Consider the following 25644-nt stretch of genomic DNA (forward strand, 5'->3'; position numbering starts at 1 on the left):
CGACAGCACGCGTCGGCTCGGCCGGCGCGTTTTCTTTTCGTCACCCGCCCCCTTTTTTGCCAAGCCCGAATTCAAGCAGGAACACTCCATGGACGCGTTCGAACTCCCCGTCACCCTGGCCCAGTCCCTCCAACGTCGTGCCGCACAGACGCCGGACCGACTGGCCCTGCGCTTTCTGTCCGACGAACAGGACCAGGGCAGCGTGCTGACCTACCGTGACCTCGACCAGCGTGCCCGCACCATCGCCGCCGCCCTGCAAGGCCAGGCGCAAGCGGGCGACCGCGCCATCCTGCTGTTCCCCAGCGGCCCGGACTACGTCGCCGCCTTCTACGGCTGCCTGTATGCCGGCATCATCGCCGTTCCGGCCTATCCACCGGAGTCCAACCGCCGCCACCATCAGGAGCGCCTGCTGTCGATCATCGCCGACGCCGAGCCGGCCCTGGTGCTGACCGCCGCCGCGCTGCGCGACAGCCTGCTGGAAGTCGAAGCGCTGGCTGCCGAAGGCGCCCCGGCGCTGCTCTGCGTCGATACCCTGGAACACACCGACACCTGGGTCGCACCGGAACTGACCGGCGACCATATCGCCTTCCTGCAATACACCTCCGGCTCCACCGCGTTGCCCAAGGGCGTGCAGGTCAGCCACGGCAACCTGGTCGCCAACGAACAGCTCATCCGTCACGGTTTCGGCATCGATATCAACCCGGACGACGTGATCGTCAGCTGGCTGCCGCTGTACCACGACATGGGCCTGATCGGCGGCCTGCTGCAGCCGATCTTCAGCGGCGTGCCCTGCGTGCTGATGTCCCCGGCCTATTTCCTGACCCGCCCGCTGCGCTGGCTCGAGGCGATCAGCGAGTACAAAGGCACCATCAGCGGCGGCCCGGACTTCGCCTACCAGTTGTGCGCCGCCCGGGTCAGCGAGACGGCCCTGGCCCGGCTCGACCTCAGCGGCTGGCGCGTCGCCTATTCCGGCTCCGAGCCGATCCGCCTTGATAGCCTGGAGGCCTTCGCCGAGAAGTTCGCCGCCTGCGGCTTCGACGCCAGCAGCTTCTTCGCGTCCTATGGCCTGGCCGAAGCGACCCTGTTCGTCGCCGGTGGCAAGCGCGGCCAGGGCATCCCGCACCTGCGCCTCGACGAGCAGGAGCTGGCGCGCAATATCGCCAGGGCGGGGCAGGGCAGCCCGGTGATGAGCTGCGGTACCAGCCAGCCGGAACACGCCGTGCTGATCGCCGATCCGCAAAGCCTGGACAGGCTTGGCGAGAACCAGGTCGGTGAAGTCTGGGCCAGCGGCCCGAGCATCGCCCATGGCTATTGGCGCAACCCGCAAGCCACGGCGAAAACCTTCGTCCAGCACGACGGCCAGACCTGGCTGCGTACCGGCGATCTCGGCTTCCTGCGCGACGGCGAGCTGTATATCACGGGGCGTCTCAAGGACATGCTGATCGTCCGCGGCCAGAATATTTATCCACAGGACATCGAGCAGACCATCGAGCGCGAGGTCGAGGTGGTGCGCAAGGGCCGGGTCGCTGCCTTCGCCGTCAACCAGGACGGTATCGAAGGTATCGGCATCGCTGCGGAAATCGGCCGCAGCGTGCAGAAGAACGTGCCCGCCGAAGACCTGATCCGTACCCTGCGCGAAACCGTCGCCGACGCTTATCAACAGGCCCCGGCCGTCGTCGTGCTGCTCAACCCGGGCGCACTGCCGAAGACGTCCAGCGGCAAGCTGCAACGCTCGGCCTGCCGCACCCGCCTGGCCGACGGCAGCCTCGACAGCTACGCGGTGTTCCCGCAAATCGGTGCCAAGGCCAGCGACACCGCCCTGGCCCGGTCCAACCTCGGTGAGCTGGTCGCGCGCACCTGGCGCGAACACCTGCAAGTGGACGACATCGCTGCCGACGACCATTTCTTCCTGCTCGGCGGCAACTCCATCCTCGCCACCCAGGTGGTCGCCAGCCTGCGTGACGCCCTGGACATCGAGCTGAACCTGCGCCTGCTGTTCGAAGCGCCGACCCTGCAAGGCTTCGTCGCCGCCATCGAAGGCGCCCGGTCGGGTGCGCAAGCCCAGGACGGCATCGTCCGTCTTGCCGGTGACGAAGGCCTGCCTCAGTCTCTCGCCCAGAACCGCCTGTGGTTCACCTGGCAACTGGATCCCCAGAGCAGCGCCTACAACATCCCGGCCGGCCTCATCCTGCGCGGCGAGCTGGACGAAACCGCTCTGCGCAGTGCCTTCCAGCGCCTTGTCGAACGCCACGAATCCCTGCGCACGCGCTTCTACGAAGTGGACGGCGTGTCCCTGCAACGCATCGACCCTGCCGGCCAGTTCGACCTCCAGCGCATCGACCTCGGCGATCTCGACGAAGACGAGCGTCGCAGTCGTGCCCAGGCCATCCGCGAGGAACAGGCTCGCCTGCCGTTCGACCTGGAAAACGGCCCGCTGCTGCGGGTGCAATTGCTCTGCCTGGACGAACAGGAACACCAGTTGCTGGTGACCCTGCACCACATCATTGCCGACGGCTGGTCGCTGAACGTGCTCATCGACGAGTTCTCGCGGCTTTACGCCGCCGCGGTGCAGGAGCAGCCGCTGACCCTGGCGCCACTGCCGGTGCGCTACGCCGACTACGGCCAGTGGCAGCTCGAATGGCTGGCCCGGGGCGAGGCCGAGCGCCAGCTGGCCTACTGGAAAGAGCAGTTGGGCGACGACCACCCGAGCCTGAGCCTCGCCACCGATCACCCACGCTCCACCCGCCAGCAGCACAGTGCCTCGCGCTACAGCCTGCGCCTGAGCGCCGAGCAGAGCAAAGCCCTGAAAGCTGCGGCCCAGGGCAGCCAGTCCACACCGTTCATGCTGTTGCTGAGCGCTTTTCAGACCCTGTTGCACCGCTACAGCGGCCAGACCGATATCCGTATCGGCGTGCCCGGCGCCAACCGTCCGCGCCGGGAAACCCAGGGCCTGATCGGCTTCTTCATCAATACCCTGGTGCTGCGCGCCGAACTGGATGCGCGCCTGCCCTTCGCCGAGCTGCTCAAGCGCACCCGCCAGGCGGCACTGGAGGCCCAGGCCAACCAGGACCTGCCGTTCGATCAACTGGTCGAAGCCTTCCCGCAGGCCCGCGAGCAGGGCCTGTTCCAGGTCATGTTCAACCACCAGCAACGCGACCTCGGCGCCCTGCGTCGCCTGCCCGGCCTGCTCGCCGACGAACTGCCGTGGCACAGCCGCGAGGCCAAGTTCGACCTGCAACTGCACAGCGAGGAAGACCGCAGCGGGCGCATCAACCTGTCCTTCGACTACGCCGACGAGCTGTTCGAGCGCGCCACCATCCAGCGCCTGGCCGGGCACTATGTGCGCCTGCTGGCCCAGGTTTGCGCCTCCACCGATATTGCCCTCGGTGACCTGTACCTGCTCGACGAAGCCGAACAGGCCCGCCAGGCCAGCTGGAGCGTCGCCCCGTGCACCCCGGCCAGCCGCTGGTTGCCGGAGCTGCTCAATGAACAGGCCCAGCGCAGCCCCGAGCGCACCGCGCTGGTGTGGGAGGGCGGCAGCCTGGATTTCGCCGGCCTGCATGCCCAGGCCAACCGCCTGGCCAACTACCTGCGCGACAAGGGCGTCGGACCGGACGTGAAGGTGGCGATCGCCGTCGAGCGCTCGCCGCAACTGCTGATCGGCCTGCTCGCCATCATCAAGGCCGGCGGTGCCTACGTGCCGCTGGATCCGGACTACCCGAGCGAGCGCCTGGCCTGGATGCTGAGCGACAGCGGCGTTTCGCTGCTGCTGACCCAAAGTCATCTGCTTGGCGATCTGCCAAGTGCCGAAGGCGTCAGCGCCATCGCCCTCGACACCCTCAAGCTGGACAACTGGCCGAGCCATGCGCCGGGCCTGCACCTGCACGGCGATAACCTCGCCTATGTGATCTACACCTCCGGCTCCACCGGCCTGCCGAAAGGCGTCGGCAACACCCACGCGGCCCTGGCCGAGCGCCTGCAATGGATGCAGGCCAGCTACCAGTTGAACGACAGCGACGTGCTGATGCAGAAGGCGCCGATCAGCTTCGACGTGTCGGTATGGGAATGCTTCTGGCCGCTGATCACCGGCTGCCGGCTGGTGCTTGCCGGACCCGGCGAGCACCGCGATCCGCACCGTATCGCCCAGCTCGTCCAGCACTACGGCGTGACCACGCTGCACTTCGTTCCGCCGCTGCTCCAGCTGTTTATCGACGAGCCGCTGACGGCCAATTGCACCAGCCTGCGCCGGGTATTTTCCGGGGGCGAGGCGCTGCCGGCCGAGCTGCGCAACCGCGTGCTGGCGCAACTGCCCGATGTGCAACTGCATAACCGCTACGGCCCGACCGAAACCGCGATCAACGTCACCCACTGGCATTGCCAGGCCAGCGATGGCGCTCGCTCACCGATTGGCCGGCCGCTGGGCAACGTCATCTGCCGGGTGCTCGACAGCGAACTGAATGCCCAGCCCGATGGCGTGGCGGGTGAGCTGTGCATCGGAGGCCTGGGTCTGGCTCGCGGTTATCTGGGCCGCGCCGCGCTGACAGCCGAACGCTTCGTGCCGGATGCCGCCGGCGAGCCGGGCGCGCGCCTGTACCGCACCGGCGACCGCGTGCGTTGGGCCGCCGATGGTGCGCTGGAGTACTTCGGCCGTCTCGATCATCAGGTCAAGCTGCGTGGCTTCCGCGTCGAGCCGCAGGAAATCGAGGCCCGCCTGCTGGCGCTGGACGGTGTCGGCCAGGCGGCCGTGGTGGTGCGCCAGACCCTTGCCGGTCCGCAACTGGTCGGCTATTTCACCGCCGAGAAAACCGGGGAGGACGAGGCCGCGCAGAGCGCCCGCCTGAAGGCCGAACTGGCCCTGGAGCTGCCGGAGTACATGGTTCCGGCACAACTGGTGCGCATGGACGCGATGCCCCTGGGCCCGAGCGGCAAGCTGGACCGCCGCGCACTGCCCGAGCCGCACTGGCAGTCCCGCGAACATATCGAGCCGCAGACCGAACTGGAGCACCGCATCGCCGCCATCTGGCGCGAAGTGCTGGGAGTACCGCAAGTCGGCCTGGCCGATGACTTCTTCGAACTGGGCGGGCACTCGCTGCTGGCGACCCAGATCATTTCCCGCGTGCGCCAGGCCTGCGACGTCGAACTGCCGCTGCGGGTGCTGTTCGACCACCGCGAGCTGGGCGCCTTCGCCGAGCAGATCGCTGCGCTGCAGGCCGCTGGCGCACGCAACAGCCAGCAGGCCATCGCCAGGGTCGATCGCAGCCAGCCGGTGCCGCTGTCCTACTCGCAGCAGCGCATGTGGTTCCTCTGGCAGATGGAGCCGGACAGCCCCGCCTATAACGTCGGCGGCATGGCACGACTCAGTGGCGCCTTCGATATCGGCTGCTTCGAAGCGGCCCTGCAGGCGCTGATCCTGCGCCACGAAACCCTGCGCACCACCTTCCCCAGCGTCAATGGCGTGGCCTGCCAGAAGGTTTCCGAAGAGACCGGCGTGGCCATGCAGTGGCTGGATATTTCCGCGCTGCCCGCCGCCGAGCGCCAGGTACGCCTGCAAGCCTTCGCCGACAGCGAAGCGCACAAGCCCTTCGACCTGGAAACCGGCCCGCTGCTGCGTGCCTGCCTGGTCAAGGCCGGCGAGCAGGAGCACTACTTCGTGCTGACCCTGCACCATATCGTCACCGAAGGCTGGGCGATGGATATCTTCGCCCGCGAGCTGGGCCTGCTCTACGAGGCCTTCCTCGACGGCAAGCCGTCGCCGCTGGAACCGCTGGCGGTGCAGTACCTCGACTACAGCGTGTGGCAGCGCCAGTGGCTGGAATCCGGCGAGCGCCAGCGCCAGCTGGACTACTGGACGGCCCAACTGGGCAAGGAACACCCGCTGCTGGAACTGCCCGGCGACCGTCCGCGGCCGGCCGTGCAAAGCCACCAGGGCGAACTGTTCCGCTTCGATCTCAGCGATGACCTGGCCGGCCGCGTGCGCGCCTTCAACGCGAAGAATGGCCTGACCCTGTTCATGACCATGACCGCCGCCCTGGCCATGCTGCTCTACCGCTACAGCGGCCAGACCGACCTGCGCATCGGTGCCCCGGTGGCCAACCGCATCCGTCCGGAAAGCGAAGGGCTGATCGGCGCCTTCCTCAACACCCAGGTGCTGCGCGTGCAGCTCGACGGGCAGATGCGCGTCGGTGAGCTGATCGAACAGGTGCGCCAGACCGTGATCGACGGCCAGTCCCACCAGGACCTGCCGTTCGATCACCTGGTGGAAACCCTGCAGCCGCCGCGCAGCGCGGCCTGGAACCCGCTGTTCCAGGTGATGTGCAACGTGCAGCGCTGGGAGTTCCAGCAAAGCCGCGAGTTGGCCGGGATGACCGTCGAGTACCTGGTCAACGACGCCCGTGCCACCAAGTTCGACCTCAACCTCGAAGTCACCGAGCTCGACCACCGCCTGGGCTGCTGCCTGACCTACAGCACCGACCTGTTCGACGAGCCGCGCATTGCCCGTATGGCCGCGCACTGGCGCAATCTGCTGGAAGCGCTGCTGGCCGATCCGCAACAGCGCCTGGCCGAGCTGCCGTTGCTGGCTGACGACGAGCGCCAGCAGCTGCTCGACAGCCTCGGCGTGGAGCCTGGCGAGCAGCGTCTCGACCAGTGCATCCACAGCCTGTTCAGCGAGCGGGTCAAGACCGCTCCGGATGCGGGTGCGCTGACCTTCCGCGGCCAGACCCTCAGCTACGCCGAGCTGGATGCCCGGGCCAACCGCCTGGCCTGGATGCTCCGCGAGCAAGGCGTCGGCCCGCAGGTGCGGGTTGGCCTCGCGCTGGAGCGTTCGCTGGAAATTGTCATCGGCCTGCTGGCGATCCTCAAGGCCGGCGGCGCCTATGTGCCGCTGGACCCGGAATACCCGCTGGAACGCCTGCACTACATGATCCGCGACAGCGGCGTGCGCCTGCTGCTCAGCGACACCAGGTTGCTCGAAGCCCTCGGCGAACTGCCGGAAGGCGTGGCGCGTTGGAGCCTGGAGGACGACCTGGCGAAACTGGCCGCTTACCCGGACAGCGAACCGCCGTTCATCAGCCTGCCGCAGCACCAGGCCTACCTGATCTACACCTCCGGCTCCACCGGCCTGCCGAAGGGCGTGGTGGTCAGCCATGGTGAAATCGCCATGCACTGCCAGGCGGTGATCAAGCGCTTCGACATGCGCCCGAGCGACTGCGAGCTGCATTTCTACTCGATCAACTTCGACGCCGCCACCGAGCGTCTGCTGGTACCGCTGCTGAGCGGTGCACGGGTGGTGCTGCGTGCCCAGGGCCAATGGGATGCCGAGGAAATCTGTGCGTTGATTCGCGAGCAGGGTGTGAACATCCTCGGCTTTACCCCCAGCTATGGCAGCCAGTTGGCCCAGTGGCTGGCGACCCGGCAACAGCGTTTGCCGGTACGCATGTGCATCACCGGCGGCGAAGCCCTGACCGGCGAACACCTGCAACGCATTCGCGCGGCCTTTGCCCCGGAGCTGTTCTTCAATGCCTACGGCCCCACCGAAACCGTGGTCATGCCCCTGGCCTGCCTGGCGCCGGCCGAGCTGGAGGAGGGCCAGGCCAGCGTGCCGATCGGCAGCGTGGTCGGGGCGCGGGTCGCCTATATCCTCGATACCGACCTGGCCCTGGTACCGCAGGGCGCCACGGGTGAGCTGTATGTCGGCGGCGCGGGGCTGGCGGTGGGTTATCACGAGCGTGCCGGCCTCACCGCCGAGCGCTTCGTCGCCGATCCGTTCGCCACTGACGGCGGCCGTCTGTACCGTACCGGCGACCTGGTGCGTCAGCGTGCCGACGGTCTGGTGGAATACATCGGCCGGGTCGACCACCAGGTGAAGATCCGTGGCTTCCGTATCGAACTGGGCGAGATCGAAAGCCGCCTGCTGGAGCATGCCGCCATCCGCGAAGCTGTGGTGCTGGCGCTGGATACGCCGGCGGGCAAGCAACTGGCCGGTTACCTGGTCAGCGATGTGGCCAATCAGGATGAAGCACAGCAGGCCCGCCTGCGTGACGAACTGAAGGCTGCGCTCAAGGCGCAACTGCCGGACTACATGGTCCCGACCCACCTGGTCCTGCTCGACGCCATGCCGCTGACCGCCAACGGCAAGCTCGACCGCCGCGCCTTGCCGATGCCGGATCCGGAGCTGAACCGCCAGCACTACATGGCGCCTACCAGCGAGCTGGAACAGCGCCTGGCGCGGATCTGGGGCGAGGTGCTGAACGTCGCCCGGGTCGGCCTCAACGACAACTTCTTCGAGCTGGGTGGCGATTCGATCCTGTCGATCCAGGTGGTCAGCCGTGGCCGTGCCGCTGGTATCCATTTCACCCCGCGCGACCTGTTCCAGCACCAGACCGTGCAGGCCCTGGCCGCCGTCGCCACCACCCGCGAAGTGGTCAGCGCCGAGCAAGGGCAACTGACCGGTGCTTCGGCGCTCACGCCGATCCAGCACTGGTTCTTCGAAACCCCGATCGCCAACCGCCAGCACTGGAACCAGGCCGTCCTGCTGGAGCCGACCCAGGTGCTCGATGCCGTGCAACTGGAACAGGCATTGAAGGTCCTGCAACAGCAGCACGACGCCCTGCGCCTCGGCTTCCGCGAGCAGGATGGCGCCTGGCAGGCGGCCTTCCGCGACGGCGAGGACAGCCTGCTGCGGGTCGCCCAGGTCAGCGACATGGCCCAATGCACCGTGCTCTACGACGAAGCCCAGCGCAGCCTCGACCTGCAGCAGGGCCCGTTGCTGCGTGCTCTGCTGGTCAGTGGCCCACAAGGCGAACAGCGCCTGCTGCTGGCGATCCATCACCTGGTGGTGGATGGCGTGTCCTGGCGCGTGCTGCTGGAAGACCTGCAAAACGCTTATCGCCAACAGCCGCTGCCGGCCAAGACCAGCGCCCTGCGCGACTGGGCCGAGCGCCTGGCCGCCCATGCCGCCAGCGATTCGCTGCGCGAGGAACGTGACTGGTGGCAGGCCCACCTGGGCAGCGAGGCCATGCCGCTGCCGGGCACCGACAAGGCCGGTGGCCAGGAAAACCGCCATGCCGCCAGCGTCAGCGTACGCCTGGATGCCCAGCGCACCCGCCAGTTGCTGCAACAGGCACCGAGCGCCTACCGCACCCAGGTCAACGACCTGCTGCTGACCGCCCTGGCCCGTGTGCTCTGCCAGTGGACCGAGCAACCCTCGGCGCTGGTCCAGCTGGAAGGCCATGGCCGCGAAAGCCTGTTCGACGGAATCGACCTGACCCGCAGCGTCGGCTGGTTCACCAGCGCCTATCCGCTGCGCCTGACTCCGGCGGCCGAGCTGTCCGGCTCGATCAAGGCGATCAAGGAACAACTGCGCGAAGTACCGCACAAGGGCCTTGGCTACGGCGTGCTGCGCTACCTCGGCGACGCCGACAGCCGTGCCGCGATGCAGGCACTGCCGGTGGCACCGGTGACCTTCAACTACCTCGGCCAGTTCGACCAGAGTTTCGCCAGCGATGCGCTGTTCCGCCCGCTGGAAGAGTCCGCCGGCACCGCCCATGACCCGCAGGCGCCGCTGCCCAACGAGCTGAGCATCGATGCCCAGGTCTATGGCGGCGAACTGGTCCTGCGCTGGACCTTCAGCACCGAGCGTCACCAGCAGGCGACCATCGAAGCCATCGCCAAGGCTTACCTGGCCCAGTTGCAGGCGCTGGTCGAGCACTGCCTGGACGAAGGCAGCGGCGGCCTGACCCCGTCCGACTTCCCCCTGGCCCGCCTGACCCAGGCCGAGCTGGACGCGCTGCCGGTGCCGGCGGCGCGGATCGAGGATGTCTACCCGCTGACCCCGATGCAGGAGGGCATGCTCCTGCATACCCTGCTGGAACCCGGCACCGGCCTGTACTACATGCAGGACCGCTACCGCATCGACAGCGCCCTCGACCCCGAGCGCTTCACCCGCGCCTGGCAGGCCGTGGTGGCCCGCCATGAAGCGCTGCGCGCGTCGTTCTGCTGGGATATCGGCGAAGGCATGCTCCAGGTTATCCACAAGCCGGGCGATACCCCGGTGGACTACCTCGACTGGCGCGGCATTCCTGCCGAACAGCAGGAAGCGCAACTGCAAGCCCTGCACAAGCGCGAGCGCGAGGCCGGCTTCGATCTGCTGCACCAGGCGCCGTTCCACCTGCGCCTGGTCCGCGTCGGCGAGGCCAGCTACTGGTTCATGATGAGCAACCACCACATCCTTATCGATGCCTGGTGCCGTTCGCTGCTGATGAACGACTTCTTCGACCTGTACATGGCCCTTGGCGAAGGCCGCGAGGCGCAACTGCCGCCGGCCCCGCGCTACCGCGACTATATCGGCTGGCTGCAACAGCGCGGCCTGGAGCAGGCCCGTGACTGGTGGCGGGCCAACCTGCGCGGTTTCGAGCGGCCGACGCCGATCCCCAGCGACCGTCCGTACCTGCGCGAACATGCCGGCGAAAGCGGCGGCATGGTCGTCGGCGATGTCTACACCCGCCTCGACGAAAGCGAAGGCGCCCGCCTGCGCGAGCTGGCGCAGCAGCACCAGCTCACCGTCAATACCTTCGCCCAGGCCGCCTGGGCCCTGACCCTGCGCCGCCTGAGCGGCGAGCGCGACGTGCTGTTCGGTGTCACCGTGGCCGGGCGCCCGGTGGATATGCCGCAGATGCAGCGCACCGTCGGCCTGTTCATCAACACCATCGCCCTGCGTGTCGGTTTGCCTGGCGATGGCGAGCGGCAGAGCGTGCGCCAGTGGCTGAACGGCCTGCTCGATAGCAACATGCAATTGCGCGAGTACGAATACCTGCCGCTGGTGAATATCCAGGAGCTCAGCGAGCTGCCCAAGGGCCTGCCGCTGTTCGACAGCCTGTTCGTGTTCGAGAACGCCCCGGTGGAAGTCTCGGTGCTGGACCGTGCACAAAGCCTGAACGCCACCTCGGACTCCGGTCGCACCCACACCAACTATCCCTTGACTGCCGTGTGCTACCCGGGCGATGACCTTGGCCTGCACCTGTCCTACGACCAGCGCTACTTCGACCAGAGCACCGTCGAAGGCATGCTGGCGGAGTTCAAGCGCCTGCTGCTGGCGCTGGTGGAAGGCTTCCACGGCGATATGGCGGCGCTGCCGCTGCTGGGTGACGATGAGCGCGAGTTCCTGACCCGCGGCGTCAACCAGAGCGCCCGCGAATATCCGCTGGAGCGCAGCTATGTGGCGCAGTTCGAGGAGCGGGTTGCGACCCATCCCGAGCGGATTGCGGTCAGCTATCTGGCCGACCGGATCAGTTACCAAGCACTCAACGACGCCGCCAACCGCCTGGGCCATGCCCTGATCACGGCGGGCGCCGGCTTCGACCAGCCGATCGCCCTGCTGGCCGAACGCGGCCCGGATCTGCTGGGCATGATTATTGGCAGCTTCAAGGCCGGCGCAGGTTACCTGCCGTTGGACCCGGCGCTGCCGAACCAGCGCCTGAGCGGCGTGATCGGGCAGAGCAGGGCGCCGGTGCTGGTGTGCAGCGCCGCCTGCGAAGCCCAGGCCCGTGAGCTGCTGCTCGGCAATGAAGCGGTGCAACTGCTGGTCTGGGAACAGGTCCAGCAAAGTACCGAAACCACCAATCCCGGTCGCTACAGCAGCCCGGACAACCTGGCCTACGTGATCTTCACTTCCGGCTCCACCGGCCTGCCGAAGGGCGTGATGGTCGAGCAGCGCGGCATGCTCAACAACCAGCTGAGCAAGGTCCCGTACCTCGACCTGAGCGACAAGGACGTGATCGCCCAGACCGCTTCGCAGAGCTTCGATATTTCCGTCTGGCAGTTCCTCGCCGCACCGCTGTTCGGCGCCCGGGTGGATATCGTGCCGAACGATATCGCCCGTGATCCACAAGCACTGCTGGCGCACGTTCAGCAGCAAGGCATCAGCGTGCTGGAAAGCGTGCCGTCGCTGATCCAGGGCCTGCTGGCCGAAGAACGGGTCAGCCTGGACGGCCTGCGCTGGCTGCTGCCGACCGGCGAGGCGATGCCGCCGGAACTGGCGCGCCAGTGGCTGCTGCGTTATCCACAGATCGGACTGGTGAATGCCTATGGTCCGGCCGAATGCTCGGATGACGTGGCCTTCTTCCGCGTCGATCTGGCGTCCACCGAAAGCACCTACCTGCCCATCGGTACCCCGACCGACAACAACCTGATCTACCTGCTGGACGATGCGCTGGAACTGGTCCCTATCGGCGCCGTAGGCGAGCTGTGCGTCGCCGGTACCGGCGTCGGCCGCGGCTATGTCGGCGACACCCGCCGAACCGTTCCTGTCTTCGTTCCCAACCCGTTCGGCGCCCCGGGCGAGCGCCTGTACCGTACCGGCGACCTGGCCCGGCGCCGTGCCGATGGCGTGCTGGAATACGTCGGCCGTGCCGACCACCAGGTAAAGATCCGCGGCTACCGCATCGAACTGGGCGAGATCGAAGCGCGCCTGCTGGAGCATCCGGCGATCCGCGAAACCGTGGTGCTCGATATCGATGGCCCACGGGGCAAGCAGCTCGCCGCCTATGTGGTCACCCGCAGCGCGCTGGATGTCGATCAGCTCAAGGCTTCGCTGAAAACCAGCCTGCCGGACTACATGGTTCCGACCCACATCGTGCAGTTGCCGGCCATGCCGCTGACGCCGAACGGCAAGCTCGACCGCAAGGCCCTGCCGCAGCCGGATACCAGCCTGTCGCAGACGGCCTATGTCGCGCCTGAAACCGAGCTGGAACGGCAACTGGCTGCGATCTGGGCCGAAGTGCTGAAGATCGACCGGGTCGGTCTCGACGACAGCTTCTTCGAGCTGGGCGGGCACTCGTTGCTGGCGACCCAGGTGATCTCCCGTGTCCGTCAAAGCCTGAAGATCGAGCTGGCATTGCGCAGTTTGTTCGAGGCCCGGGACCTGCGCGGTTTCGCCCGCCAGGTCGCCGCCGCCGAAAGCAGCCAGCAGCAGGCGATCACCCTGGCCGACCGCAGCCAGCCGCTGGCGCTGTCCTATGCCCAGCAACGCCAGTGGTTCCTCTGGCAACTGGAGCCGCAGAGCGCCGCCTACAACATGCCGGCCGCCCTGCGCCTGCGCGGCGCGCTGGATATCGCTGCGCTGGAGCTGAGCTTCGAAAGCCTGGTCGCCCGCCACGAAACCCTGCGCACCACCTTCCGCCAGGACGGTGCCCAGGCCGTGCAGGTGATTCACGCCCCGGCGCCGTTCGTGCTGGAAGCGGAACAGTTGCCGGCGTCCGGGCTGCCCCGTGATGAACAGGTGCGCCTGTTCATCGAGGCCGAGACCCTGCGCCCGTTCGATCTGGAACAGGGGCCGTTGCTGCGCGTGCGCCTGCTGCACCTGGGCGCTGATGAACATGTGCTGGTGCTGGTCCAGCACCATATCGTCACCGACGGTTGGTCGATGCCGATCATGGTCGATGAACTGATGCGCCTGTACGCCGGCTACAGCCAGGGCGAGGCAGTGCGCCTGGCGCCGCTGGCGATCCAGTATGCCGACTACGCGCTGTGGCAACGTGAATGGCTGGAGGCGGGCGAGAAAGCCCGGCAACTGGTCTACTGGACCGCACAACTGGGCGGCGAACAACCGGTGCTGGAACTGCCGACCGACCATCCGCGGCCGCCGGTACAGAGCACTGCCGGCGCGCAGTTCAGCTTCAGCCTCGACCCGCAACTGGCGGCCGCACTGAAAACGCTGGCGCAAGGGCAGGGCGTGACCCTGTTCATGCTGTTGCTGGCCTCGTTCCAGACCCTGCTGCACCGCTACTCGGGCCAAGGCGACGTACGCGTCGGCGTGCCGATCGCCAACCGCAACCGCGCCGAAACCGAGCCGCTGATCGGCTTCTTCGTCAACACCCAGGTGCTCAAGGCCGAGCTGGATTCGCAGACCCGCGTCGTCGAGCTGCTGCAACAGGTCAAGCGCCATGCCCTGGAAGCCCAGGCCCATCAGGACTTGCCGTTCGAGCAACTGGTGGAAGCCCTGCAACCGGAGCGTGACCTGAGCCGCAGCCCGCTGTTCCAGGTGATGTACAACCACCAGAGCGAAGCCGCACACCTGTTGCCGCAACTGGCCGGCCTGCAACTGGAAGCGGTGCCGTCCGATAAGCACACCGCGCAGTTCGACCTGATGCTGCATACCGTGGAGCACAGCGACGGCCTGAGCGCCTCGCTGACCTACGCCACCGCCTTGTTCGAAGCCGACACCATCGCGCGCATGGCCGGGCACTGGCAGCAATTGCTGCGCTCGATCAGCGCCGATGTGCAGCAGCGCATCGGTGAGCTGGCCCTGCTCGACGCGACCGCCCAGCGCCGTATCGTCCAGCAGTGGAACGCCACCGCCGCGCCGTTCCCCGGCGATACCGGCATCCACCACCTGTTCGAAGCCCAGGTGGCGAAGACCCCGGACGCCCCGGCGCTGGTCTTCGCCGGCCAGCAACTGAGCTACGCCCAGCTCAACCGCCGGGCCAACCAGCTGGCGCACAAGCTGCGCGAACGGGGGACGCGTCCGGATGCGCTGATCGGCCTCGCCGTGGAACGCAGCCTGGAAATGGTCATCGGCCTGCTGGCAATCATGAAGTCCGGCGGCGCCTATGTGCCGCTCGACCCGGATTACCCGAGCGACCGCCTGGCCTACATGATCGAGGACAGCGGCGTCGAACTGCTGCTGACCCAGGAAGCCCTGGTGGAGCGCCTGCCGATCCCGGGCCATGTCCGGTCCCTGAGCCTCGATCGCCTGTCGCTGGAGCACTACAGCGACGCCAACCCGGTGCCGGTGAGCCTGGCCGACAACCTCGCCTATGTGATCTACACCTCGGGCTCCACCGGCAAGCCGAAAGGCGCCGGCAACAGCCATCGTGCGGTGATCAACCGCCTGCACTGGGGGCAGAAGGCCTATGGGCTGGAGGCCAGCGACACCGTGCTGCAGAAGACCCCGTTCAGCTTCGACGTCTCGGGCTGGGAGTTTTATTGGCCGCTGCTGTGCGGCGCGCGCCTGGCGGTAGCCCTGCCGGGCGACCACCGTGACCCGGACCGGCTGCTGGCAACCATCCGCCAGTACGGCGTCACCACCGTGCATTTCGTGCCGTCCATGCTCCAGGCCTTCATGACCCATGAAGACGTCGAGACCTGCACCAGCCTGCGCCGGGTGATGTGCAGCGGCGAGGCGCTGCCGGTGGAACTGGCGGCCCAGGTACTCAAGCGCCTGCCCCATGCCGACCTGCACAACCTGTACGGGCCGACCGAGGCGGCGATCGAGGTCACCCACTGGACCTGCAGCCTCGATGACCTGAACGTACCGATCGGCCATCCGATCGACAACATCAAGACCCATATCCTCGAGGACGGCCTGCTGCCGGCCGCGCCGGGTTGCGCTGCCGAGCTGTACCTGGGCGGCGTCGGCCTGGCCCGCGGCTACCACAAGCGTCCGGCGCTGACCGCCGAGCGCTTCGTGCCCGATCCATTCTCCACCGACGGCGGCCGCCTGTACCGCACCGGTGACCTTGCCCGCTATCGCGGCGAAGGCATCGTCGAATACGCCGGGCGTATCGACCACCAGGTGAAGATCCGCGGCCTGCGCATCGAACTGGGCGAGATCGATGCACGGCTGCAGGAGCACCCGGCGGTGCGCGAGGCCAGCGTCATCGATATCGACGGCGCCAACGGCAAGCAACTGGCGGCCTACCTGGTTGCCCGCGATCCGCAGCAGAACACTGACGAGCTCAAGGAAATCCTCAAGGCCCACCTCAAGGTGCACCTGCCGGAATTCATGGTGCCGAGCCACTTCCTCTGGCTGGAGCGCATGCCGGTGAACGCCAACGGCAAGCTTGACCGCCGGGCCCTGCCGAAGCCCGACCTGAGCCAGAACGCCTCGTCCGGCGTGGCCCCGAGCACTCCGCTCGAGGCGGAACTGGCGGCCATCTGGCGCGACGTGCTGAAGCTGGAGCAGGTCGGCGTGACCGACAACTTCTTCGAACTGGGCGGCGACTCGATCATCTCCATCCAGGTGGTCAGCCGTGCGCGGCAGGCGGGGATCCTGTTCACCGCCAAGGACCTGTTCCAGCGCCAGACCATCCAGGGCATCGCCCAGGTGGCCAGCCGCGCGCCGGCGGTGCGCATCGAGCAGGGGGCCCTGAGCGGGCCGACGCCGTTGCTGCCGATCCAGCAGCGTTTCTTCGCCAGCCCGGTGCCCGAGCGTCATCACTGGAACCAGTCGGTGCTGTTCACCCCGACCGTCGCACTGGAGGCAGGACGCCTGGAAGCTGCGCTGCAACGCCTGGTGGCACATCACGATGCGCTGCGCCTGAGTTTCGTCGACGCGCGCGCCAGATTCCGCGATGCGGTCAGCGGTGAACTGTTGTGGGTACGCGATGTGGAGTCTCGCGAGGGGCTGCGTGCCCTGTGCGATGAAGCGCAGCGCAGCCTGGACCTGGTCGAGGGCCCGCTGCTGCGCGGCCTGTTGGTGAACCTGCCGGAGGGCGAACAACGCCTGCTGCTGGTGATCCATCACCTGGCGGTGGATGGCGTGTCCTGGCGCATCCTGCTGGAAGACCTGCAGACGGCCTATAACGGCACCGCACTGGCGGACAAGACCCATTCGGTGAAGGTCTGGGCCGAGCAGTTGCAAGCCTGGGCCGCCACGCCGCAACTGGCCGCCGAACTGGGCTGGTGGCAGGCGCAGTTGCAGGGCGCCAGCGACGAACTGCCGCTGGACCACGCCGACGGCGGCCGCCAGCACCAGCATGAAGTCACCGTCAGCAGCCGCCTCGATGCCGGCCTTACCCGGCAACTGTTGCAGCAGGCTCCGGCGGCTTATCGCACGCAGATCAACGATCTGCTGCTGACCGCCCTGGCCCGGGTGATCGGCCGCTGGACCGGGCGCAGCGACACCCTGGTACGCCTGGAAGGCCACGGGCGTGAAGAGCTGTTCGAGGGCATCGACACCCACCGCACCGTCGGCTGGTTCACCAGCCTGTACCCGGTCAGGCTCAGTGCCGCCGACGACCTTGCTACGTCGTTGAAGACCATCAAGGAGCAGTTGCGCGCAGTGCCGCACAAAGGCCTGGGCTACGGTGTGCTGCGCTGGCTCGGCGACGAGCGGGCGCAACGCACCCTGGCGGCGCTGCCCCAGGGCGAGATCGTGTTCAACTACCTTGGCCAGCTGGACGGCAGTTTCGCCGCCGACGACGCGCTGCTGGCGCCATCCGGCGAAGGCAGTGGCCAGGGCCAGGGCGACGAAGCACCGCTGGAGAGCCTGCTGGCGATCAACGGGCAGGTACTCGACGGCCAGTTGGAAATGCTCTGGAGCTTCAGCGGCGAACTGTTCGAACGCAGCACGGTGCAAGGGCTGGCCGACGCCTACGCCAGCGAACTGCGCCTGCTGATCGAGCATTGCCTGTCGGCCAATGCCGGTGGGGCGACGCCGTCGGACTTCCCCCTGGCCGGCCTCGACCAGCGCCAGCTTGACAGCCTGCCGCTGCCGGCGGCGCAGATCGCCGATATCTACCCGTTGTCGCCGATGCAGCAGGGCATGCTGTTCCACAGCCTGTACGAGCAAGACAAGGCCAGCTACGTCAACCAGATGCGCGCCGAAGTGCGCGGTATCGAGGTCGAGCGTTTCATCGCCGCCTGGCAGGCCGTGGTGGATAACCACGAGGTGCTGCGGGCCAGCTTCGTCAGCAGTTTCGGTCAGCCGTTGCAGTTGATCCGCAAGCAACTGGTGGTGCCGTTCGAACTGCAGGACTGGCGCGGGCGCAAGGACGTCGATGCCGCACTGGTCGAGTTCGCCGAAGCCGATCGCCAGCGCGGTTTCGATCTGCAACACGACGCCCTGTTGCGCCTGAGCCTGCTGCATACCGACGAGGGCGTGCATCAACTGGTCTTCACCTGCCACCACATCCTGCTGGATGGCTGGAGCAGCTCGCGGATGTTCGGCGAGGTGCTCCAGCGTTATCACGGCGAGGCGGTGCCGGCGGCCAGCGGTCGCTACCAGGACTATATCCACTGGCTGCAACGCCAGGACGTGGCGCTGGCCGAGCACTTCTGGCGCGGCCAACTGGCCGAGCTGGAAGCACCGACCCGCCTGGCACCGTGCTTCCGCGCAGCGGGGCAGGGTCATGGCGAGCTGCGCCACGACTTCGCCGTCGAGGTGAGCGCACAACTGGGCGAGTTCGCCCGGGACCAGCGCGTCACCCTCAACACCCTGTTGCAGGCGACCTGGATGCTCCTGCTGCAACGCTATACCGGGCAGGCCACGGTCACCTTCGGTGCCACGGTGGCGGGGCGTCCGGCGGACCTGCCGGGTGTCGAGGAACAGCTCGGCCTGTTCATCAACACCCTGCCGGTGGTCGGCTGCCCGCGTGCCGAGCAGCGCGTCGAGGACTGGGTGCAGGAAGTCCAGGCGCTCAACCTGGTACTGCGCGAGCACGAGCACACCCCGCTCTACGAGGTGCAGCGCTGGGCCGGCTGGGGCGGCGAGGCGCTGTTCGACTCGATCATGGTGTTCGAGAACTACCCGATCGCCGAGGCCCTGCAACAGGCTTCGCCGCGTTCGCCAAGCTTCGCCAAGGTGGTCAACCAGGAGCAGACCCACTATCCGCTGACCCTGGCGGTGGAGGCGGGCGAGCGCCTGTCGCTGGCGGTAGGCTATGACCTGGCGCACTTCGACCGGGCCGCCATCGAACAACTGCTGCGGCACTTCGAGCACCTGCTGCTGACCCTGGCTGCCGACAGCCAGGCGCTGCTCGGCGAACTGTCGCTGCTCGACGAGAGCGAGCGCCAGCACCGGCTGCATGACTGGAACGCCACGGCCACCGACTACAGCGAAGCCTGCATCCACGAGCTGATCGAACAGCAGGTCCAGGCCACGCCGGACGCTGCCGCGCTGATCCTCGGCGAGCTGCAACTGAGCTACGCCGAATTGGACCGCCAGGCCAACCGTCTGGCCCATCGCCTGCGTGACCTGGGCGTCGGCCCGGATGTGCTGGTGGGGATTTCCCTGGAGCGCAGCCTGGAAATGGTGGTCGGCCTGCTGGCGGTCCTCAAGGCCGGCGGTGCCTATGTGCCGCTGGACCCGGCCTACCCGCGCGAGCGTCTGGACTACATGGTTCGCGACAGTGGGATCCGCCTGCTGCTGACCCAGTCGTCGTTGCTCGCCGACCTGCCGATCAACGACGGCCTGACCAGCCTGAGCCTCGACGAACTGATCGACTGGCAGGACCTCGCCGAGGCCGCGCCGCCGCAGGTCCGGGTGAATGCCGACAACCTCGCTTACGTGATCTACACCTCCGGCTCCACCGGCCGGCCGAAAGGCGTGGAAATCCGCCACGGCGCCCTGACCAACCACATGCTGTGGATGCAGGACGAGCTGCAACTGCTACCGAGCGACCGCGTTCTGCAGAAGACCGCCTTCAGCTTCGACGCCTCGGTGTGGGAATTCTGGCTGCCGCTGCTCAACGGTGCGCAACTGGTCCTCGCCAGCCCGGCGCTGAGCGATGACCTGACCCTGCTGTGGCGCGAAGTGGCCGGACAGGCGATCAGCATCCTGCAACTGGCGCCGTCGGTTCTTCAGGCGCTGCTGCCGGAAGTACGTGCAGGTCAGCTGGATTCGCTGCGGACCCTGGCCTTCGGTGGCGAGGCCCTGAGTGCGGCGCTGGTCGGGCAGTTGCGCGAACAGTGGGGCGGCCAGGTCTACAACCTGTACGGCCCGACCGAGGCGACCATCGATACCAGCAGCCTGCTGATCGACGGCCCGCTGGACACCGCGATCGCTGCCATCGGCCGACCGATCGGCAACGTGCGCACCTATGTCCTGGATAGCAATCTGCAGCTGTGTCCGGTGGGCAGTGCCGGCGAGCTGTATGTCGGCGGCGACTCCCTGGCGCGCGGTTACCACCAGCGTCCGGAGCTGAGCGCCGAGCGCTTCGTGCCGGATCCGTTCACCCCGGGCGCACGCCTGTATCGCACCGGCGACCTGGTGCGCTACCGCGCCGATGGCGTTATCGACTACCTGGGGCGGATCGACCATCAGGTGAAGATCCGCGGCCTGCGTATCGAACTGGGCGAGATCGAGGCCCTGCTGCTGCGTTTGCCAACGGTGCGCGAGGCGGTGGTGCTGCCGCGGGAAAGCGCCAACGGCACGCAATTGGTGGCCTGGATAGTGGCGGAGCAGGGCGTGGTCACGGGCGACGAGCTTGTCCACGAACTGAAAGGGCTTCTGGCCCATGACCTGCCGGGCTTCATGGTGCCGACGCAGTGGCTGTTCCTGGAACGGTTGCCGCTCACGCCGAACGGCAAGCTCGATCGCCGGGCCCTGCCGCAGCCGGACATCGGCCACGCCCACGCCGCCTACGTGGCGCCGCAGGGCGAGCTGGAAGAGCAGCTCGCAGCGATCTGGGCCGAGGTGCTCAAGGTGGACAAGGTGGGCATGAGCGACGACTTCTTCGAACTGGGCGGGCACTCGCTGCTGGCGACCCAGATCGTCAGCCGTGTGCAGAAGGAACTGGGACACCACGTGCCGCTGCGCGCCATGTTCGAGCTGAACACCTTGCAGGCCCTGGCGGCCTACATCGAAGGCCAGCAGGACAAACGCATCGACGAGGCCAAGGTGGATCGCCTGTCGGACCTTATGGCCGAGCTGGAGGCCCTGTAAACACGGACCCTGTGGGAGCGGGTTCACCCGCGATGACGATGGTGGATTCACCGGCGCAATCGCGGGTGAACCCGCTCCCACACGGCCCCCGCAAACTGGAAAAAAACCTGTTCCACCCGGTAAATCCCCACCGCGCTGGTGCGTTTCTCCTGCAAGGAAACCCACCTCATCCATCTTTCTTGAGGGTTGCACAGATGTCAGTCGCTATCAGGTTTGCCGAAGGCCAGGAGGCCGGCGAAACGCTCTACCAGTTCGACGAGTCGCCGCTGCTGGCCCGGCAAAGCCGCCAGGAATCCAACGCACGCAGCTATCCGCGGCGGATTCCGCTGGCGCTGAAACGGGCCAAAGGCATCCATGTCGAAGACATTGAAGGCCGGCGTTTCATCGATTGCCTGGCCGGTGCCGGAACCCTCGCCCTGGGCCATAACCACCCGGTGGTGATCGAGGCCATCCAGCAGGTGCTGGCGGACGAACTGCCGCTGCACACCCTGGACCTCACCACCCCGGTCAAGGACCAGTTCGTCCAGGACCTGTTCAGCATCTTGCCGCCGGCACTGGCGACCGAGGCGAAGATCCAGTTCTGCGGCCCGACCGGCACCGACGCGGTGGAAGCCGCGCTGAAACTGGTGCGCACCGCCACCGGGCGCAGCACCGTGCTGTCGTTCCAGGGCGGCTACCACGGCATGAGCCAGGGTGCCCTGAGCCTGATGGGCAGCCTGGGCCCCAAGCGCCCGCTGGGTGCGCTGCTGAGCAATGGCGTGCAGTTCATGCCCTATCCCTACGACTACCGTTGCCCGTTCGGCCTCGGTGGCAAGGCCGGGGTCAAGGCCAACCTAGCCTATCTGCACAACCTGCTGAGCGATCCCGAAGCCGGCGTGCAACTGCCGGCGGCGGTGATCGTCGAGGTGGTGCAGGGCGAGGGCGGGGTGATCCCGGCGGACCTGGAGTGGCTGCGCGGGGTACGCGCCATCACCGAACAGGCCGGGGTGGCGCTGATCGTCGATGAAATCCAGAGCGGTTTCGCCCGCACCGGCAAGATGTTCGCCTTCGAGCACGCCGGGATCATTCCCGACGTGGTGGTGATGTCCAAGGCCATCGGTGGCAGCCTGCCGCTGGCGGTGGTGGTCTATCGGCAGTGGCTGGACAGCTGGGCGCCGGGTGCCCATGCCGGGACCTTCCGTGGCAACCAGATGGCCATGGCGGCGGGGTCGGCGGTGATCCGCTACCTCAAGGAGCACGATATCTGCGCCCACGCCGCCGCCATGGGCGAGCGCCTGGCCGGGCATCTGCGCGAGCTGCAGCAGGACTACCCGCACCTGGGCGATATCCGCGGGCGCGGGCTGATGCTTGGCGTCGAACTGGTGGACCCGCAGGGCGAAGTCGATGCCCTGGGCCATGCCCCGTACTTCCCGCGCCTGGCGCCGCTGGTGCAGCGCGAATGCCTCAAGCGCGGGCTGATTCTCGAACTGGGTGGGCGTCACGGCAGCGTGGTGCGCTTCCTGCCGCCGCTGGTGATCACCGCCGAGCAGATCGACGACGTGTCGGCGATCTTTGCCCGGGCGTTGGCCGCGGCGGTGTCCAGCCTTTAATTTTTCGGCGTCCCCGGACGTCTAGGTACATATCAACTTTCGGAGAACAGCAATGACTTCAGTTTTCGACCGCGACGACATCCAGTTCCAGGTGGTGGTCAACCACGAGGAGCAATACTCCATCTGGCCGGACTACAAGGAAGTCCCGGCGGGCTGGCGCACCGTGGGCAAGAGCGGGCTGAAGAAGGACTGCCTGGCCTACATCGAAGAGGTCTGGACCGACATGCGCCCGCTGAGCCTGCGGCAGAAGATGGACGCGCAGGCGGCGCAATAACGAAACAGCCCCGGTGAAAGCCGGGGCTTTTTTGTGTTGTCTGTCCCGGCCCTATCGCTGGCAACGCCAGCTCCCACAATGACCGCGTACACCGCCGGACCCTGTGGGAGCTGGCTTGCCAGCGATAGGGTCCTGAAGGTCACCGCATTATCATCTGCCAGCCTGCGCTTGCAGCCACTCCACCGTCCGCGGCGAAGCCTGCGCCAACGGAATCGCCGCCTGATGCACCGCCCCGTCCCAGCCCTCCATGGTGATCCACAGCTGCGCATCCACCGGCGTGTTTTTCGGCACCGGCAAGCTCGCCCCCAGCCGATGCGCCGAACCAAAGAAAATTACCCCCGCCGCCCGCAGGCTGCGCGGCTTGCCGATCCTCAAGTAGGTCGCCTTGACCCGCCTGGCGCAGGCTTCGCACAGCTCGGCATTGAAGCTCTTCATAAAGCCGGATGCGCCATCCAGCTCCGGCCCGCGCTCCTTCAGTTCGGCCAGCGTCAGGCTCCAGGGCCCGACCTGGATATCGCCGACCACCCGCTGCCCCAGCCCGCGATCCCCACGAAACAGCGCGGTCTCGGCGAAGTACCGCGGCATGAAGCCCAGCGGAATCAGGATCAGCAGGATATTCAAATGGAAGCGCCACTTGCGCCAGAAGCGCCCGGGCGACGATTCCGGTCGGGCAGCGAGGTCCTTGGTCACAGGGTGTTCTCCACGGTGTTGACGGGGCGCGGCTTGCGCCCTTCCCGGGCTTCGCGCTTGAGCGCGGCGGCGGTGGCCAGGGCGGTGCGCTTGGTCCAGATCAGCAATCCGCTGAGCACCATCAGGCTCAATACCAGGCCGAAGAAGGCCCAGATCGCCTTGATCCAAAAGCCGCCGAAATCCCCGGTATGCAGCGGTCGCATCGACTCGGTGAGCAGCTCCACGCCGGTGCGGTCCGAGAGCAGCCGCGACGCAGCGATCTCGCCGGTGTAGGGATGGATATCCACCAGTTGCGGAATCAGCGGATACCAGCTACGCCCACCCACCTGCAGGGTGCCGTAGGTGTTGCTGGGCATGATGATATTGCTGGTGTCCAGGCTGGGGATCTTCTCCCGGGCGATCGCTACCGCGCGGTCCAGGCTGATCATCGGCGGCGGCTCGCCGTTGGCGGTGAGCGGCACGCTGTTGTGGGCCATCACCAGGGTCGCCGGGGAGTAGCTGGAAATGCTCACCTGGTTGTCCTCCAGCAGCGCCTGGACCAGGAACCAGGTGCCGGTGATGGAGATGGTCGCGATAAACCAGATCGACCAGATGCCGCTGAGCCGATGCAGGTCGCCCCAGAAGATCCTCGCGCCGTGGCGCAGGCGCAGCACCGGGTTGAAGAAGCCTTTCCAGAAGCGCTTGTAGACCACCAGCCCGGTAACCAGCGAGCCAAGCAGCGGCAGGCCGAGGAAGGACACCAGGTACCAGCCCCAGGAATGCCCGTTGGTTGCCGGGATCAGCCACCAGCCGTGCAGGGCACGGGTGAAACGGCGGAAATCGAACGATGGGGCAAAGCCCTGGATCTCGCCGCTGTACGGGTTGACGTAGGCCATGCTGGTGCGTCCGCCGGGCAGGCTGATGGTGGCGTTCAGGGCGAAATAGTCGCCGTCCGGCTGGTACAGCGCCGCGATGATCGCCTCGGGATGCTTCTGCGCCAGGTGATCCTTGATCTCCTCGAAGCTCAGGCGCCGGGCATCCTCCGACGGCGCGGTGGCGCGCATCTCCGGGTAGGCCAGCCACATGATTTCCTTGCTCACCACCGCCAAGGTCCCGGTGACGCAGACGATCAGGACGAAGAACCAGATCGGCAGGGCCAGCCAGCTGTGCACCAGAAACCAGAGTTTCGAGCGGGACTTCTTCGACATGGGTAACGCTCTCGCTGCAAATCCGTGAAGGACATCCATTTCTTTACGAACAGGCACGGGACGTTTTTAGGCAAAACCTGCAGCGAAGATGCAAGCAAATGTTTCTGCGTATGGGGGCGGGCGCCGGCCGGGCTAATTTTCCGTTCCGGCCAAACGTTCCCTCAGCAGACGAGGCGTGCCCTGCCGTTGGGGCTTGGGTGGCCACAGCCTTCAGGGAGAACCTTCATGAGTCATGCGTTGAGTTTGGATATCCGCCCCTTGTTGGCCGGGTCAGGCACCTTGCCCATGCTGATCGAGGCACCGGAGCCGGGCCTGGACCTGATGGAAGCGCTGGGCGAATTCAAGCCACTGGTGGCGCAGCACCTGTACAGCGCTGGCGGCATTCTCTTCCGCGGCTTCGAGGTGGGTGGCGCCGAACGCTTCCGCGAATTCGCCGCCGGCTTCGGCGACCCGCTGCTCAGCTACGAATTCGGCTCGACCCCGCGCAGCAACGTGACCAAGGGCGTCTACACCTCCACCGAGTACCCGGCGCACCAGAGCATCCCCCTGCACAACGAGCAGGCCTACACCCTCGACTGGCCGATGCGCATCTGGTTCTACAGCATGATCGCCGCCGAGACCGGTGGCGAAACGCCGATTGCCGACAGCCGCGAAATCTACCGACGCATCCCGGCGCGGATCCGCGAGCGTTTCGTCGAAAAGAAACTGATGTACGTGCGCAACTACGGCAACGGTCTGGATGTGGAATGGAGCCAGGTGTTCAACACCGAGGACGAAAGCGTGGTCGAGGCCTACTGCCGGGCGCACGCGATCCAGTGCGAATGGAAGGATGACGGCGAACTGCGCACCCGGCAGATCTGCCAATCGGTGGCCACCCACCCGGTCACCCAGGACCGGGTCTGGTTCAACCAGGCGCACCTGTTCCACGTCTCCAACCTTCCGCCGGAAGTGCGCGAAAGCCTGCTGGACGTGGTGGACGAGGAAGACCTGCCGCGCAACGTCTACTACGGCGACGGCTCGCCGATCGAGGTGGACCTGCTGGATGAAGTGCGCGGTGTGCTGGACGACTGCACCATCAAGTTCCCGTGGCTGGAAAACGACGTGATGATGCTCGACAACATGCTCGCGGCCCACGCGCGGTCGCCGTTTACCGGGAAGCGGAAGGTGGTGGTGGCGATGGCGCAGGGGCATTCGGAGCGGTAGCCCTTGTGCTTTATCGCTGGCCAGCCAGCCTCCACAGGT

Annotated in this window: 5 protein-coding genes and 2 pseudogenes; 5 read left to right on the plus strand and 2 right to left on the minus strand. The window is 66.9% G+C overall.

All coding sequences use genetic code 11. The annotated features are described in order from the left end of the window. Positions 1-88 precede the first annotated feature (88 nt). From ACPFMA_RS08300 to ACPFMA_RS08315, 4 genes and pseudogenes are all read left to right on the plus strand, one after another. Positions 89-18781, plus strand: a pseudogene (locus ACPFMA_RS08300) (non-ribosomal peptide synthase/polyketide synthase); the annotation flags it as partial. A gap of 12 nt (positions 18782-18793) precedes the next feature. Then, a pseudogene (locus ACPFMA_RS08305) lies at positions 18794-20662 on the plus strand (amino acid adenylation domain-containing protein); the annotation flags it as partial. Positions 20663-20856: 194 nt separating this feature from the next. Beyond that, entirely contained in the window at positions 20857-22251 is a 1395-nt protein-coding gene (locus tag ACPFMA_RS08310; RefSeq protein ID WP_425929950.1) for an aspartate aminotransferase family protein, read from the plus strand. Between the two features lie 52 nt (positions 22252-22303). Continuing rightward, a complete protein-coding gene (locus ACPFMA_RS08315; protein ID WP_009403109.1) occupies positions 22304-22525 on the plus strand; it encodes an MbtH family protein in 222 nt (73 codons plus the stop codon). A 150-nt stretch (positions 22526-22675) separates the two neighbouring features. On the opposite strand, the gene ACPFMA_RS08320 is transcribed toward ACPFMA_RS08315, so the two are convergent. Next, positions 22676-23215, minus strand: a complete 540-nt coding sequence (locus ACPFMA_RS08320) for a thiamine pyrophosphate-binding protein (RefSeq protein ID WP_425929951.1) — start codon at positions 23213-23215, stop codon at positions 22676-22678. After that, entirely contained in the window at positions 23212-24402 is a 1191-nt protein-coding gene (locus ACPFMA_RS08325) for a PepSY-associated TM helix domain-containing protein (RefSeq protein WP_425929952.1), read from the minus strand. The genes ACPFMA_RS08320 and ACPFMA_RS08325 overlap by 4 nt, the downstream gene beginning before the upstream one ends. Positions 24403-24627: 225 nt before the next feature. On the opposite strand from ACPFMA_RS08325, the gene ACPFMA_RS08330 reads away from it, so the two are divergent. Then, positions 24628-25605 (plus strand): TauD/TfdA family dioxygenase, encoded by a 978-nt coding sequence (locus tag ACPFMA_RS08330; protein ID WP_064304817.1) that lies wholly within the window; start codon positions 24628-24630, stop codon positions 25603-25605. The last annotated feature ends 39 nt before the right edge of the window (positions 25606-25644 follow it).

It is taken from the genome of Pseudomonas sp. NyZ201, from assembly GCF_049860765.1.
GTDB lineage: Bacteria > Pseudomonadota > Gammaproteobacteria > Pseudomonadales > Pseudomonadaceae > Aquipseudomonas > Aquipseudomonas bharatica.

What these genes read in the sequence shown, in the direction of transcription:
- ACPFMA_RS08325 (WP_425929952.1), bottom strand. Translation starts at nt 24,402, where the DNA reads ATGTCGAAGAAGTCCCGCTCGAAACTCTGGTTTCTGGTGCACAGCTGG.
- ACPFMA_RS08310 (WP_425929950.1), top strand. Translation starts at nt 20,857, where the DNA reads ATGTCAGTCGCTATCAGGTTTGCCGAAGGCCAGGAGGCCGGCGAAACG.
- ACPFMA_RS08315 (WP_009403109.1), top strand. Translation starts at nt 22,304, where the DNA reads ATGACTTCAGTTTTCGACCGCGACGACATCCAGTTCCAGGTGGTGGTC.
- ACPFMA_RS08330 (WP_064304817.1), top strand. Translation starts at nt 24,628, where the DNA reads ATGAGTCATGCGTTGAGTTTGGATATCCGCCCCTTGTTGGCCGGGTCA.